Source organism: Asticcacaulis currens (assembly GCF_028550395.1).
In the GTDB taxonomy this organism is placed as follows: Bacteria; Pseudomonadota; Alphaproteobacteria; order Caulobacterales; family Caulobacteraceae; genus Asticcacaulis; species Asticcacaulis currens.
Window position 1 is genome coordinate 219469 of sequence record NZ_JAQQKW010000001.1, and the last position, 15299, is coordinate 234767.

At 50.4% G+C, this 15299-nt stretch carries 11 protein-coding genes; 4 read left to right on the forward strand and 7 right to left on the reverse strand.

Going from position 1 to position 15299, the window contains the following annotated elements; translation table 11 throughout:
- Positions 1-35: 35 nt before the first annotated feature.
- Genes PQU94_RS00885 through PQU94_RS00895 form a run of 3 tightly spaced genes read left to right on the forward strand, consistent with a single transcriptional unit; the run spans position 36 to position 3182 of the window.
- Positions 36-1088 carry a glycosyltransferase family 2 protein gene (locus PQU94_RS00885; RefSeq protein WP_272739613.1) on the forward strand — a complete coding sequence of 351 codons (1053 nt, stop codon included), beginning with the start codon at positions 36-38 and terminating at the stop codon, positions 1086-1088.
- Positions 1085-2104: a glycosyltransferase gene (locus tag PQU94_RS00890; RefSeq protein ID WP_272739614.1), complete on the forward strand. Its 1020-nt coding sequence runs from the start codon at positions 1085-1087 to the stop codon at positions 2102-2104. Before PQU94_RS00885 ends, PQU94_RS00890 begins: the two co-directional genes overlap by 4 nt.
- Positions 2105-2108: 4 nt before the next feature.
- Positions 2109-3182, forward strand: a complete 1074-nt coding sequence (locus PQU94_RS00895; protein ID WP_272739615.1) for a glycosyltransferase — start codon at positions 2109-2111, stop codon at positions 3180-3182.
- Here the strand turns inward: PQU94_RS00895 and PQU94_RS00900 are convergent.
- Complete coding sequence (locus tag PQU94_RS00900; RefSeq protein WP_272739616.1) at positions 3179-7744, reverse strand: glycosyltransferase 61 family protein; 4566 nt, start codon at positions 7742-7744, stop codon at positions 3179-3181. The two genes, PQU94_RS00895 and PQU94_RS00900, sit on opposite strands and share 4 nt — an antisense overlap.
- Positions 7745-7981: 237 nt before the next feature.
- Here PQU94_RS00900 and rfbC point away from each other — a divergent pair, with 237 nt between their 5' ends.
- Entirely contained in the window at positions 7982-8524 is a 543-nt protein-coding gene (gene rfbC / locus PQU94_RS00905) for a dTDP-4-dehydrorhamnose 3,5-epimerase (protein ID WP_272739617.1), read from the forward strand.
- A 276-nt stretch (positions 8525-8800) separates the two neighbouring features.
- On the opposite strand, the gene PQU94_RS00910 is transcribed toward rfbC, so the two are convergent.
- The 6 genes from PQU94_RS00910 to cysQ all read right to left on the reverse strand — a co-directional run bounded on the left by PQU94_RS00910 (position 8801) and on the right by cysQ (position 15259).
- On the reverse strand, positions 8801-9799 hold the full coding sequence (locus PQU94_RS00910) for a KpsF/GutQ family sugar-phosphate isomerase (protein WP_272739618.1): 999 nt from the start codon (positions 9797-9799) through the stop codon (positions 8801-8803).
- A gap of 2 nt (positions 9800-9801) precedes the next feature.
- The gene (locus PQU94_RS00915) at positions 9802-10533 is read right to left on the reverse strand and encodes a 3-deoxy-manno-octulosonate cytidylyltransferase (protein WP_272739619.1); all 732 of its coding nucleotides are present in this window, start codon (positions 10531-10533) and stop codon (positions 9802-9804) included.
- A 3-nt stretch (positions 10534-10536) separates the two neighbouring features.
- Positions 10537-11397, reverse strand: a complete 861-nt coding sequence (gene kdsA, locus PQU94_RS00920) for a 3-deoxy-8-phosphooctulonate synthase (protein WP_272739620.1) — start codon at positions 11395-11397, stop codon at positions 10537-10539.
- 114 nt (positions 11398-11511) lie between these two features.
- A complete protein-coding gene (gene cysN / locus PQU94_RS00925) occupies positions 11512-13434 on the reverse strand; it encodes a sulfate adenylyltransferase subunit CysN (RefSeq protein WP_272739621.1) in 1923 nt (640 codons plus the stop codon).
- A complete protein-coding gene (gene cysD / locus PQU94_RS00930; protein WP_272740041.1) occupies positions 13434-14348 on the reverse strand; it encodes a sulfate adenylyltransferase subunit CysD in 915 nt (304 codons plus the stop codon). The genes cysN and cysD overlap by 1 nt, the downstream gene beginning before the upstream one ends.
- A gap of 110 nt (positions 14349-14458) precedes the next feature.
- On the reverse strand, positions 14459-15259 hold the full coding sequence (gene cysQ, locus PQU94_RS00935) for a 3'(2'),5'-bisphosphate nucleotidase CysQ (RefSeq protein ID WP_272739622.1): 801 nt from the start codon (positions 15257-15259) through the stop codon (positions 14459-14461).
- Positions 15260-15299 lie beyond the last annotated feature (40 nt).

Consider the following 15299-nt stretch of genomic DNA (forward strand, 5'->3'; position numbering starts at 1 on the left):
GCATAATCGTTTAACCTGTCTGACGGTCGATTGATATGCCTCAAAAAAACCAACTGGTGACAGACGGAAAGCCCGCGCATGATGCGGCACGCGTCTCCTCGGATTACACTGGCAAGCTTTCGATCTTGTTCGTAACTTACAATCAAGAAAAGTACGTCGAAGAGGCTCTGCGCAGCATTACCGATCAAATTATTGATACACCGATCGAGATAGTTGTCGCTGACGATGCATCAACCGATGACACTGTATTAGTCATCAAAGAATATCTCAAAAACTTTCCTCACATTTCGACAAGATATCTCGAGAACGGAAAGAATTTAGGCATCACAAAAAACTATCAACGGTGTTTTTATTCTGTTACTACCGAGTACGTTGCAATCATGGAAGGCGACGACTACTGGACGGACCCCAAAAAGTTGCAAAAGCAGCTGAATGCACTTGAGGAGAACATGTTTCTTTCCGGTTGCTCGGTAAACTATATGGTTTGCCCTGAGGGACGAAGCGCATACGCTAGGATTGAACCTGAGGCTGGCGGTTACATTATTCTCGACGGCCCCAGCCTTATCCACGACAACTTGATCGGGAATTTCTCGACCTGTATGTACAGGTCGAAAAGCCTCAGGACTCTACCTTCCGATTTATTCAATCATAAGTCGTATGACTGGATTGTCAACATCTCTCTCTGCCGTTTTGGTCCCATGCTGTTTCTCAAGGATGTTATGTCGTCTTATAGAGTACATACAAGTGGAACTTGGAGCCAGATGCATGTAAATGAGCAGATGCGCTCTCAACTCGCACAAATAGAGATCTACAACAGACTTACGGGAAAGGTATTTCAAAAGCACTGGGACGCGCTGTCAGAAAGATTGAGTATACACCTCAATAGCGGCGATCCATTATCAATTAGTGAAGCGAAATCACATGCGTCTGGAAATAATACTTCGCAACTAAAGTCTCTCATCAGAGCTAGTATAAAGACCATCATTAATGCAACTTATAGATTAACACCAAGCATCATTACGTATGGTGCTAAAAGACTGCTACCCCGTGCCTTTCGTGCACATGTCAGAAGGCTTGCCACGACATGAGAACTCCAAGCGTTTCAGTGATAATGCCAAGCTACAACCACGCACCCTATATACAGGATTCAATCAGGAGTGTGTTGAAACAAAGCTTCCCTGATTTTGAGTTACTCATAGAGGACGACGGTTCAACGGACGGCAGCCACGAAGTCATACGGTCAGTCCACGATCCCCGAATTCATTTTGTCGCAAATGAGAGGAACCAGGGCGCGGGAACCGTAACACGCCACCTTCTGGAAAGAGCACGTGGCCAATACATAGCGTTGATTAACTCAGATGACATCTGGTTGCCCAACAAACTGGCGGTACAGATGCAATTTCTCGAAAACAATCCCGATATTGGTGCCGTGTTTTCACGCGTTCAATACATTGACCCCCAGAACCGCGGATTGCCGAAGTCAAGCCTCCCTTGGGGCCATGTATTTGATGTTAATAACCGATCACGCGCTGAATGGCTGAGGCACTTCTTGTTCAAGGGAAATTGCTTATGCAACCCGACCTCCCTTATTCGGCGCAAAGTTTATAACACTATTGGGTATTACGACAACCGTCTTCGCCAGCTTCCCGATTTTGATCTATGGATCAGGTTGGTAAAACACTTCGATATTCATATACTGAGCGAACCTTTGATTGAATTTCGCCTTATGATAAATGAGCAAAATGCGAGCGGAGATACACCCAATAACGCAATTCGGGTAATCAATGAGTACATGCTAATTGCCTTCAGTTTTTTCGATAATGTAAGCCGTGAAATGCTTCAAGATGGATTTTCTGATTTACTGAAATTCAAATATTTGCCCACCACAGAACACGAAGATATAGAAAAGGTATTGCTTCTATTCTCAGATGCTCCCTGGCTGGATCATATGTTTAAAATCATAGGGCTTCAAAAGCTGCATGCACTGCTCGCTAGCCCGGCACATCGGACGATACTGTCTGGCGACTATGGAATTGATGACAGATCGTTCCATGACCTGATGGGGAAAGCCAACGCATTCCGTCCCAACCTCGCCGGCGAATAAACAAATGCCTCGCGTCTCTGTAATCATTCCCAGCTATAACCACGCAACTTTCATTGCACGGGCTATTGAAAGCGTTCTTAGGCAAGACTTCGATGACTTCGAGCTTTTGGTGGAAGACGACGGATCAGCTGACAATACGGAAAACGTCCTCAAGTCCTTTTCAGATAGTCGCCTAAGTTACGTATTAAACGAAATAAATTCTGGGGCTGGCATTGTAACGGAAAGGCTTATTAAACGTGCGAAGGGCGAGTATATCGCCCTTCTGAATTCTGACGACAGCTGGGCGCAAGGCAAGCTCTCTGCACAGGTATCCTGGCTGGATGCGCACCCGGAAACTGCAGCATGTTTTACTCGTGCGACGTTTATCGATGAGTCTGACAACCCGACGTCGGAAGGTAGTTTCAGCTACGCAAATGTGTTCGATGTCGAGAACCGTTCGGCGGGCGCTTGGTTGCGGCATTTTTTTTACAAAGGCAACTGCCTATGTAATCCGTCCGTGATGATCCGTGCCACAGTCTTCGATGATATAGGCACTTACAAAAACATTCTCCGACAACTTCCTGACCTTGAATTTTGGATTCGACTTCTAAAAAAACACAGCATTCACGTATTGGATAAACAATACGTTAATATGCGCATCATGAAGGACGGGTCAAATGCGAGCAGTGAGTTAGGAAGCAATGCCGAACGTATACTGCTTGAATACAGCCTAATCCTAGAAAATTATTTTGAAGATATGGATATAGGTCACCTTAAGGAAGGTTTTGGAGATCTTTTGAGAGACAAAGAAATTAGCAATATACACCAATATCAAATAAACACTGCGTTCCTATATTTTCAGCCAGCCATTGCGGGCCTTCAGCCTATTTTAGGGCTAATTGGGTGCCGCAAACTTTACAAACTCATGAACGATGCGGCTACACGCGAAATTCTTCGAACTCAGTACGCATTTTCCGAAACCGAATTTCAGCAACTCGGCGTATATGGTAGCGTCTTTTTGCCACGCCACCTCACCTACCCAAGTTGGTACAGGACCGCCAGCAGATTATATCGACGGCTCTTTCCCAGAAAACCCTAATCCAGCAGGTACTTCTCGACGGCACGTATGCGGGGGCCCATTTGTGAATCGTAGCTAAACAATTCACCTAAGCGCCTGCGTCCTGCGTTTGCCAATTGTGCAAGCTCCTCACGCGCTGACAAATAATACCGGATCTTTTCGGCAATGGCTTCTGCATCGCGAGTGATCAGTTCGAACTCTCTTCCTTCCTGAAAAATCTTTGCGCCGGTGGCGTCACGATTGAAGTTCATGTAGTCTGACAAGAACATTGCGACCCCATAAGCACCGGCCTCGACACAGGTCGTCGTCGGAAATCCGTCAAATTGTCCGGAACCATGCTTGTGAGATGCGGAAATGTTAGGTGAAAGAATAACATGCATTTTACGATAAAAGTCCGGGAAGAAGTCCGGCTTTTGGATTCCATAGAACGTAATATTGTCCAGCCCATCGAGGGGGATCACAGAGGAATCGTACCCGCCTACTACGTGAAAACGCACATGACGGTTGCCTTTTAGATGTTTGGCAACCGCTACCAGCACATCATATCCCTTTTCCCATCCGTTATGAGAATATCTTTGGGCAACGAAGCAAATGTTCAGTTCGCTTCCAAGCCATTGGCTATTATCGAGGCGAGGCAGACCTCCCAGTAGGCTGGGTACTACACCTCCAAAGACATGAACGATCCGGTTAGTATCAATCCATTGCTTTTCGAGAAGATAGTCATACGTGGCTATTTGGGTTGTAACCACATATTGGCAACGACTATCAGTTAACACCCGCTTAAGCTTCAGATCCGATTCGCGATTGTTCAGGGCAAACCCACCGCCTGGGTAGAGGGTAAAGCCAAAACGATTAACGTCAAAAATTGAACGATCTGCGATCAACGCCGCATTATTTATAAAGACGGCATAAGCGGATCGAGCACGAACGGGCCTAGAGCTGTCAAAATCGACAATCTGCGCTTCACCTATTCCATTTTTACGGCTTATTTCCTGCCTGAGGTCGAAGAAATTGTCTGCACCTCCATATGGACGGACATCCCAATTTGATGAGCTTACAACGGCGGTATCAAAGTGTTTTACATAGCTGATGAACTCGCCAAATCGGAAACTCGAAATCGGGTCCGGAAAGCTAGAGTCAAAAAACAACAGGTCTGTAGGTGCTTCGACCGAAGATTCGGGCTTCGGTGACAGTGAGACTTTGGTAGTGAGATGTGCCTCAAGGGTTTGCAGTTCCTTCTTTATATGCTCCGCCTTGGAATCAAATCTTTGGGCGACTTTCAGAGCATCGCAAGCTTTAACTATTCTACCAATACGCTTGAATGCAGAAGCCTTTTGAAACCAGATATCCGCACTTTCTCCGTAAATATTCATGTATAGATCAAAGGCATTCAAAGCTCTTAAATACAAACATTCATGTATGAATATATAGGCAACGTTCAAAAGCGCTGCACGCAATCCAATCAAATCTTTCCTGCTTTCAAGCCTTTTTTGAACAAATGCCGTGTCCGTTTTGTAATACGCGGCAATAAGCAGCAACATCTGGATAAAGGGATTTTCAACTTTTCTGTCTACAGACGCTTCGAGACGCTCAATGAGATTCTCGTCGCTAAGGTTGATTGGAAGCCGCCCTTCATGAATTCCCTGAGTCACATAGTGAACTAAGCCGATATTTCCCGAATCCGCTACATCAGCGTTCACATTGGCATAGTAGGCCGTGTCGAATGCAGCTGACGGATTCAGTCCCTCCTCATGTCCCACGCCTGCGTAGTCGAGTAGCTCTCGACCTTCCGCAACTGTACGGCGGCTATTTACTCGGTAATGATCAGGGTCGAAGAGAGGATGGGGCCAGAGACCTGTCTCAAGCTTGCCTGACAGATAGAGAGCTTTAATGTCACCTTTTGGTAAAGGTAAATTTTTGGCCTCGTACTGGCGCGAGATGAAATCTACATCAATTAACTGTTCGGCAGCCTTCCAACGGGACGAGAATGCCTTCTCCTTGTCATCCGCGATATAATACTGCTCGTTTTCCAACAACTCCTCTACACCAACTTGCGTGAGGGCTGTTTTAATCTCATCTAAAGGCACCGAAAAATCGAGGTGGAAGGGATGCACTGTCTGTCCCGGATCGCGTTTCCCTTGTATGAAATACATCTCGGCGCCGCCACTTTGTATGTAGCTAGCATAGCCATAGTAATTGAATCCGGAGTAATCGTGGATCAATCCAATAACTGGGGTACCCGGTTCGCAAAATAGGGCGTTGGACAACGCAGAACTACAGACACCCACCACGACGGAAGCCGACTTAAACGCCTCTATCTGCTCTACAAAACTATGTTTTTCGGGGTGAAAAACCTCAAAGCCCTGAAGCGAAAGATAAGATACTATCTCTTGCTCGTTGGTGAGACACCGCGAGGCGAAGCTATTGCGCGAAACAAATAAGCGACGCTTTTTCGAGGGAAACTCCCCATATTTCTTTTCTGCTGCGGCAATGAGTTTCGCCCTAAGCTCCGAAAACACGTCCCCGGGCCAAACCGTATCGTATTCGTTGTTCCCAGGCTTTATATCAAACGGAAAATATGTAGGCTGTGCACTCACATACAGCGAGGCGAATTTGTAGCTTATGTCCGGTTCAATCTCAACTATCGGACGCTCGTGAATATTTAATAGGTCGATCGATTCTCTGATCGTTGCCGGAAGTCCCTTGTCAACATACAGTGGAAGATGCTTTGGACATTCAGCTTCTTCAAAAGAAATCATCCGATATAAAAATTCGACAAACCAATGACCATAGTTATGAGTATGAACGCCAAAAAGAGCTAGCCCTGTAGGCAAATTTACCTCCGGGATTGGCAATTTTGCCAAAATATCTTCGCCATGGACCCCGACCAAGACGTTATGATCGCCCAAGATAATTGGTATATCCTTTAAATTTCTAGGCAAATCATAAATGGCATAATCATCAGTAATAATAATATTGCACTTTGAAAATCCTATACAATTATTTATTTTAGCGACATATATTTCCGGGGCGTCAAGCGATCCTCGATCAGCCGTAAGCTCAAATTTTTTCTTGAAAAATTTAATGGGAAATTCTGCGATTTTTCTTGCAGACTTTAAAGGGATGTAAGACAGATTAACGCCCGCCAGTTCTGCAGCGGATCTGATCTTCAATTGCTTGAGCGCGCTTTTATCAATAAATGCACTTTGAGTGGCGATCTCCATTCCGCGATGCAAATCGCCGTCATCAACTGCTTTTTTTATTACGAAATTTTCCAAATCAGCCACGTAATGTACTAAGCCGCCTTGGTCGACGTATCCGCAGCGGAGGCCAATTTTATACAAATCTAAAGCAATCTCTGCGCGATTGGTTGTTGAGTAGATGTATGCAAGCTCAACAATATTTCTGGCTAAATCATTGCGCGTTTCAATATTTAGTGTTTTCAGCACTGGCAAAATTGCCGTTTTACATAAAGAAACAATACGCTTCTCGATGCCCGGCTCTAACTCTCGCTTCGCCTTTACAATCTGAAGCAAAACATACTCGACGTCGCCAGGCGTGCCCGACCCATCGAAAATGTCCAAAGTGGCCAGCAGTTCATTCGACTCTGGCCTTCCCGATTTAAAAGCATCGGTCGCAACCTTGATAAGCTCAGCTCTCAGCTTCCGGAGCGCACTCCCTTGCACATCAAGATCTTTGCTCGCGGCTATACTAAGCCTCAGAACCGAAAGCGCCTTCGAGTCCGACGCACCATTCAGCAGTTGACAGACCGCCTCCACCCAGTGGTAACTGAAATCTTTTGTTCCAATTGAATTGAAGCAGTAGGACCTTAGCAAACAGGCCATCTGAACAAAATAATCTTTTGACGAGATTGCGCCTTTATATATTACTGATGTGGCCTCTGCGTCGCATAAGTATAATTTTCTAGACTCTTGGAACTTACTTAAAATTGAAATAGTTTTTAGAAACCGAGTCCTTTCCTCACTGTCTTGGAATATTGAAGATATTATGAATTCACATTGATTAATTTTATTTTGAGAATGGAGACGGCAGCAAATATCAATTATAACGTCCTTTACGGGTAAAAATATAGACGCAAGAGAGCCGCCACTGTTCAAATATAAATCCAACCAACCAATGGCCAGATCTATGTCCATTTCAAGGAGTATGCTTAGTTTTACATATGCCCCACGCACGGTCATTTCATGGCCAGAAAGAACTTCTAAAGCCTCCTCAACGCGCCCATTCAACCAAAGCCATTCACCAAAAAATGAAGAAACTATTGGAGACGGATTCGGGCTTCTCAGAAGATCGTATAGCAACTCAACACGAGAAAAGCTGGATATTTCGCATGGAGACCGGCCCTCAAATGCGCCATACTCTGAGTAATGTTCGTTGGCGTCAACACCGGCCAACTTAAGGTCCTGATAAGTTTCAATATACCATTTTTCATCAAGAAAAATATATCTATCCGGACTATCTTTTTTTTCCTGAATTTCAATAAATTCGTTTTTTTCAGATTCGTCTTTGGACTGAGACTTGAACCCTGGTATCATTTTCTTTATCTTGTTTGAAGCATTCATAGGTTGGGTCCGATATTGGGGGGCAGCCGTCGCCGTTTTGTAAAGATTTTCGAGGCCAACGAATCCTCAGGAAAATTTGCCCATACATTTACAATCGCCCGGCGCCTGTCAAGGATCGGAGAACAACCCGAGCTAATGATTTGAGGGCGTGTTATACGTTTTTTTTTGCATACCAATGCAATACTAATGTGGCGATATTTATCAATCCCGACTCGCCCGTTACCGTAGGAGCTGATCTTGCGCTATGAATCATTGGCCATTGAAGGCCCCCGACTTGTTTTTCCTAAAACCTATCGAGATCACCGCGGATATTTTTTCGAAGCATTCAAACAGGGCTGGTTCCGGGAAAACATAGCTGACGTCTCATTCGTCCAAGATAACCAATCATTGTCTCATCAAGTTGGAACAATCAGAGGGTTGCACTACCAGGCGCCCCCGTTTGGACAGGGGAAGCTCATCCGTTGTCTGCGTGGTTCGATATTCGATGTTGCTGTTGACATCCGCCCGGATTCATCGACTTTCGGGAAGTGGGTTTCAGCCAACCTCACAGCCGCTGGCGGTGAACAACTTTGGATTCCAGAGGGCTTCGCCCACGGTTTTTGCACGTTAGAACCAGATACGGAAGTATTTTACAAAGTTACGAACGTCTACAGCCAAACACATGACAAAGGGGTCGCATTTGACGATCCTGTTATATCGATCAATTGGCCCATTCCACTAAATTCCGCAGTTTTGTCCGATAAGGACAGGTTGCAGCCTCCCCTTAGCTCGCTGAGGTAGTTCAATCTTGTCCATCCACCGTTTTATACGAGACTACGGTTTCGGAGCGGTAAGTTGGTGGAATAAACACGTCGGTCACTTCTTGATTCGCGGCGTCCTCTTGATGTGACTGTTCTTTGAGAGGTTTGATGGCAATCCCGATCGATTCTGAACCTCAGTCCCATCGCGTATCGTCAATCAACAATGACCTCACAAAAAAGTAGGCTTGGACCTCCGAACGTGGAACCCGAAATCATCTCAGCAGGACCTCTTCACGAGAGGTACCAATTCCTGTTGCTAAGCGACTCCCGCTCGAAGTATCTCATGCAGATGAATAACACCCACCGGCCGTGTGTTCTCGACAGCAAAGATGCCTGTAATGCTGCGGGCGTTCATGTCGGCAAGAAGCTGTGAAGCCAGAGTGTCCGGCGTGGTCACACGCGGGGCCCGGGTCATGATTTCCGAGACGGCACGGTCTACAAAGCCTTCTGCGAAGGCGCGGCGCAGGTCGCCATCCGTTAGGATCCCGGTCAGCTGGCCTTCAGCATCCACTACGCCCGTCATGCCGTAGCGCTTGGAGGACATCTCAACGATGGCCCGCGATAGCGGCGTGGCTTCGCCGACAAGCGGCATCGCGTCTCCTACCTGCATCAAATCGCGTACCTTAAGGAGCCGCGATCCCAGCTTTCCACCAGGGTGGAACTGCCGGAAGTCCTGTGCGGTGAATTTTCTCAGCGACAGAAGGGCGACGGTGATGCAGTCGCCCATCGCAAGCTGCATGGTCGTAGAGGTGGTAGGGGCAAGTCCGTTAGGACAAGCCTCGGCCATTTTCGGCAGAACAATCGCTATATCGGCCGCCGAGCCTAAAGCGCTTTTGGGGCCTGACGTTATGGCAATCAATGGGACGGCAAAGCGCCTTGTGTAAGCAATAATATCCGCAAGCTCCGGCGCCTCCCCTGACCAAGAAAGCGCAAGCACAACGTCATTTGTGCCGACCATCCCCAGATCGCCGTGACTGGCTTCGGCTGGATGTACGAAGTGCGACAGAGCACCTGTAGAGGCCAATGAGGCAGCAATCTTGCGGCCAATATGGCCTGACTTGCCCATCCCGGTGACGATGATCCGGCCGCCCTTGGCCTGGGCGTCTAAAATGGCTGAAATGGCCGCTTCAAAGCGGACACCGAGCTCGCCATCAAGCGCGCCTCGCATGGCATTGAGGCCTGCCGCCTCTATTTCAACAGTCTGTTGGGCTGCCTGCAGGGCTGAGGTGGCATCAAGCGCGGTTTCTAAAGCCATGTTTAATTCCCCGCGAGCCGGCGGCGGGCCTCTTCCAGGTCGGCGAGCGTATCCACGCCTAAGGGCACTTCGTCCACTTCGACAGCATCTATGCGCATGCCATGCTCTAACGCGCGAAGCTGCTCAAGCTTTTCGCGCTGCTCAAGCGGCGAAGGCGACAACTGAACAAAACGCTCAAGCGCGGCCCGTTTCCATCCATAAAGTCCGATATGATGATAGAGCGGCCCCTCGCCCCACGGTGCCGTGGCGCGGGTGAAATAGAGCGCACGGAAACGGCGAGGCGAAACAGGCGTGCCGATCATTTTCACCACCGACGAGGCGGTTCGTTCCTCGTCTGAATGAATCAGGGCTACAGGCGTTGAGATATCAACCTCCACGTCCTTCAACGGCTCAACCACCGCCCGGATCGTGTCGGCTGCCACGGTTGGCAGATCACCCTGCACGTTTAACAGGAGGTCGTAGCGCTTTTCCGGATCAATCCGGGAGATGGCCTCGTAGATTCTGTCCGAGCCCGATGGATGGTCAGGACTGGTCATGACTGCGTTTCCGCCGACAGCCTGAATGGCGTCCGCAATCTCAGGGGTGTCAGTGGCAACCCAGACGGTTGCCAGGTCGGCCTCAATTGCGCGGCGCCATACCGCCACAATCATGGGCTCGCCGTTCAGGTCGGCCAGAGGTTTATTCGGCAGTCGCGTCGAAGCCATACGCGCCGGGATAATAATGACCGGCTTCATATCCTATTTCACCGCATCACGTGCCGTGATCGCCTTGGCAACCTGATCGATCGCCATGAGGTCGCGCATCAGCCCCTCGAATGACGCCAGGGGCACCATATTCGGTCCGTCGGACGGCGCATTATCAGGATCCGGATGGGTTTCGATAAAGAGACCCGCGACCCCCACAGCCACAGCGGCACGGGCCAGAACCGGGACAAACTCACGCTGTCCACCCGACGATCCCCCTAAGCCACCGGGCTGTTGCACAGAGTGGGTGGCATCGAAGATCACAGGCGCGCCCGTTGCGGCCATGATCGGCAAGCCACGGAAGTCGGAGACGAGCGTATTATAGCCGAAGCTTGTCCCCCGATCACAGAGAAGGACGTTCGGATTGCCGCCGAGCACCAGTTTATCGAGAACGTTTTTCATGTCCCAGGGCGCCAAAAACTGGCCCTTTTTGACATTAATCGCTCTGCCAGTTGCCGCTGCCGCCAGCAACAGATCGGTCTGACGGCACAAAAAGGCAGGGATCTGCAGGACGTCAACAGCCTCAGCCACGGGTGCGCACTGCTGGGATTCATGGACGTCCGTCAAAACTGCCAGACCCAGGCTTTCGCGGATCTCTGCAAAGATCGGCAAGGCTTCTTTCAGCCCAATACCCCGCGCGGCTTTCGCGGACGTCCGGTTGGCCTTATCAAACGACGTCTTGAAGATGATCCCAAACCCGAGGCGGTCAGAAATCTCTTTAAGAGCCGATGCGACCTCAAGCGCGTGCGCTCGGCTTTCCAGCTGACAGGGGCCAGCAATCACCGAAATCGGAAGGTGGTTGCCAAACTTCGCGGACTTGAGCTCGACGACGGGATTAGCACGCAATTCGGACATATCTGCACTCCAGGGACACCTGCGGTCTAGTGCATTCTGAGAAGCACTTCAACCCGCCGCTTTGAAGCAGACAAATGGGGCTAATCCGCGTCGTTTACAAGCGCCGCAAACGGCTCAGATCACGTAGTTAGGCTCGACGGGCAAGTAGCCGTTGTCGAACAGCCACTGGAAGATACGCTCGGCTTCCGCTTCCGGCGCCTCACCCTTTTCAGCCACAACGATCTCCGGCGCCTCTGGCGCTTCATACGGACTATCGATCCCTGTGAAGTTGGGGATCTCGCCCGCACGGGCCTTTTTATAGAGCCCCTTGACGTCGCGTGCTTCGGCAATAGCAAGAGGTGTGGCCACGTGGATTTCGACGAACTCGCCGGTCTCCAGGAGCTCCCGGGCCATCTGACGCTCTGCCCGGAAGGGCGAAATGAAGGAGACAAGGGTAATCAGACCCGCCTCTGTCATAAGCTTTGCCACTTCTGCCACCCGCCGGATATTTTCCACGCGGTCCGCATCCGAGAAGCCAAGGTCCTTATTCAGGCCATGGCGGACATTGTCGCCGTCGAGCAGGGTTGTGTGATAGCCAAGGCTTAAGAGTTTTTTCTCAAGAAGGTTGGCGATGGTAGATTTTCCGGCACCTGAAAGCCCGGTAAACCATAAGACGGCCGGCTTCTGACGTTTGATCTCAGCTCTGGCAGCCTTCGACACCTCTAGTGCCTGCCAGTGCACATTGCTGGCACGGCGCAGAGAATGATCGATCAATCCCGCCCCAAGCGTAAGATTGCTGATGCGGTCAATCAGAATAAACGCGCCCGTGGCCTTATTCTCAGCGTAGGCATCAAACGCAATCGGCGCCTGAGTGGCGATGTTTACCGTCGCCACCTCGTTGAGCTTTAGAGTTTTGGCAGCGAGCTTTTCAAATGAGTTCACATCCGTCTTATGGCGGATGTCTGTGACGGTCGCCGTAACCGTACGCGCACCGATCTTTAGGAGGTACGGCCTGCCTGGCAGAAGCTCGTCTTCGTTCATCCAGATGAGGCTGGCCTGAAACTGATCTCCGACTTCAGGCCGTGAGACAGGCGATGCGAGGACATCACCGCGCGAGATGTCTATCTCGTCTTCCAGCGTAACGGTAACCGCCTCGTCAGCGCCAGCCACCGGCAGTTCACCGTCATAGGTCACGATCGACCTGACCTTCGAGGTCTTGCCGGATGCCGCAACGACGATGTCATCGCCCGGCCGCAGAACCCCTGAAGCGATCGTGCCGGAGAAGCCACGGAAATTCAGATCAGGGCGATTGACCCACTGGACCGGCAGACGGAAGGGCTTTTCCCAAAGATTGCGCTCAATCTCTACCGTCTCCAGGTGCTCCACCAGAGTAGGGCCGTCATACCAGGCCATACTCGGCGAACGCTCCAGCACATTGTCGCCAAAACGCGCCGACAAAGGAATGGCTTGCAGGCTCTCAAACCCGAAATCCGCCGCGAAGGCTTTATAGTCCTCATGAATGCGTTCAAAGACGCTTTGAGAATACGCCATCAGGTCGATTTTATTGACGGCCAGCACCACGTGCTTGATACCCAAAAGAGACACGATGAAGGAATGGCGCCGTGTCTGTGTCAGGATCCCTTTGCGGGCGTCTATCAGGATTACGGCGAGGTCGGCATTCGATGCCCCTGTCGCCATATTTCGGGTGTACTGCTCATGCCCGGGCGTATCCGCGACGATGAACTTGCGCTTTTCGGTTGTGAAAAACCGATAGGCGACGTCAATTGTGATCCCCTGTTCGCGTTCTGCCTGAAGGCCATCGACGAGAAGGGCGAGATCGATCTCTTCGCCCACCGTGCCAAAGCGCTTTGAGTCCTTCTCCAGGCCCGCCAGCTGATCTTCAAAGATCAGCTTGGTGTCATAGAGAAGGCGGCCAATAAGGGTTGATTTTCCATCGTCGACGCTTCCGCACGTCAAGAACCGCAAAAGGCTCTTCTTCTCATGCGTGGCGAGGTATTCGGTAAAGACTGAGGTGTCGATCTTTCCCAGAGCGGTCATTAGAAATACCCTTCGCGCTTCTTCTTTTCCATCGACCCCGCTTCGTCGTGATCGATTAACCGCCCGGATCGCTCTGACGTGCGCGCGACCAGCATCTCTGCCACAATCTCTTCAAGTGTTGCCGCTTCCGACTCAATAGCGGCGGTCAGCGGGTAGCATCCAAGGGTGCGAAACCGGACATTGCGGATTTCTGGCACTTCGCCCTCTCCAAGCGGAAGGCGCTTATCGTCGACCATAATCCACTGCCCACCACGTTCGACGACGGGTCTCGGCGCCGAGAAGTAGAGCGGTACGATTGGTATGTCTTCAACAAGTATGTATTGCCAGATATCGAGCTCCGTCCAGTTCGAGAGCGGGAAGACACGGATCGATTCCCCGGGCTTAATGCGGGCGTTATAGAGGTTCCAAAGCTCGGGTCTCTGGTTCTTAGGATCCCAGCCATGGTTTTGGGTTCTGAAGGAGAAAATGCGCTCTTTAGCGCGGGACTTCTCCTCGTCTCTGCGAGCGCCACCGAAGGCAGCATCAAAACCATGGGCAGTTAAGGCCTGCTTGAGGGCATCGGTCTTCATAATGCCCGTATAGACAGAGCTTCCATAGTCAAATGGATTTACGTTATCGCGCACACCGTCCGCATTCGTATGCTTGATTAACTGCAATCCAAGACGGGCGGCCGTGTCGTCGCGAAACTTGATCATCTCGCGGAACTTCCACGTCGTGTCGATATGCATCAGCGGGAAGGGAGGCTTTGAAGGGTAAAACGCCTTCAAAGCCAGATGTAGCATTACTGATGAGTCTTTGCCGATCGAATAGAGCATGACCGGGTTTTTGAACTCGGCGGCGACCTCACGCATAATGTGGATCGCTTCAGCCTCGAGGCGCCTCAAGTGTGTCAAACGTTCAGGTGTAATCGACATGCTTCGCCACAGAGCCTCTTTGCGGTGATCCCGCTCTTTTCCTGTCCGGCTTTTACGAAGGTTGGAAGCGTCCCACAAACGTAAAAGCCTAGCGGCTCGATTCAGAGAAGCTAATCTTTCTTAAGGCCCAAATCACCGTAGGCGACGAAGTAAGGATTAGCAAAATCGATTGCGTCCTGACGGTCGCGCTTTCCATACTGCAGCGGCATTCCGTCGAGGGTCGTAACAAGCCCCCCTGCTGCTCTTAAGATCGCATCACCTGCAGCCGTATCCCACTCCATGGTGCGTCCCATACGGGGATAGATATCAGCAGCCCCTTCCGCCACGCGGCAGAACTTCAAGGACGAGCCAGCTGCAACGAAGTTTGCGACCTCATAGCGCGCAAGCCACGCATCCGTTTCTGCGCTGCCATGCGAACGGCTCCCGATAGCAACAATCTTTGTAGGCGCCCTACGCACTTTCAGGGCGACTTGAGGGCCGATTTTTCCGTTTTCAACACTGGCTTTGAAGGCACCGTGAGATGCGTCGCCCCAGAAGATCTCCCCAAGGGCCGGAGCGTAGACGACCCCCATCACAGGCACCCCGTTTTCAATCAGCGCAATGTTAACGGTGAACTCGCCATTTCTGGAGACAAATTCACGCGTGCCGTCGAGTGGATCGACCAGATAAAAGCGCTCGGCTGTTTGCGGCATGAGCCCGCCTGAGACGGCTTCCTCCGCCACCACAGGCGTCGAGGGACTGAGTTTTGCCAGTTCTTCCAGAATTATGCGCTCGGCCGCAGCATCAGCCTCGGTGACCGGAGATGCATCTGACTTTGCCTCGACGGCGAAGTCAGATGCATAAATCTCCATGATCCTGGTCCCCGCCTTTAATGCCACCGTGTTGATCAATAGTGCGGGAACGTCACTCACTGTCGGACTCCATGAACTGCCTTGCCGGCCTTTAGGCAAA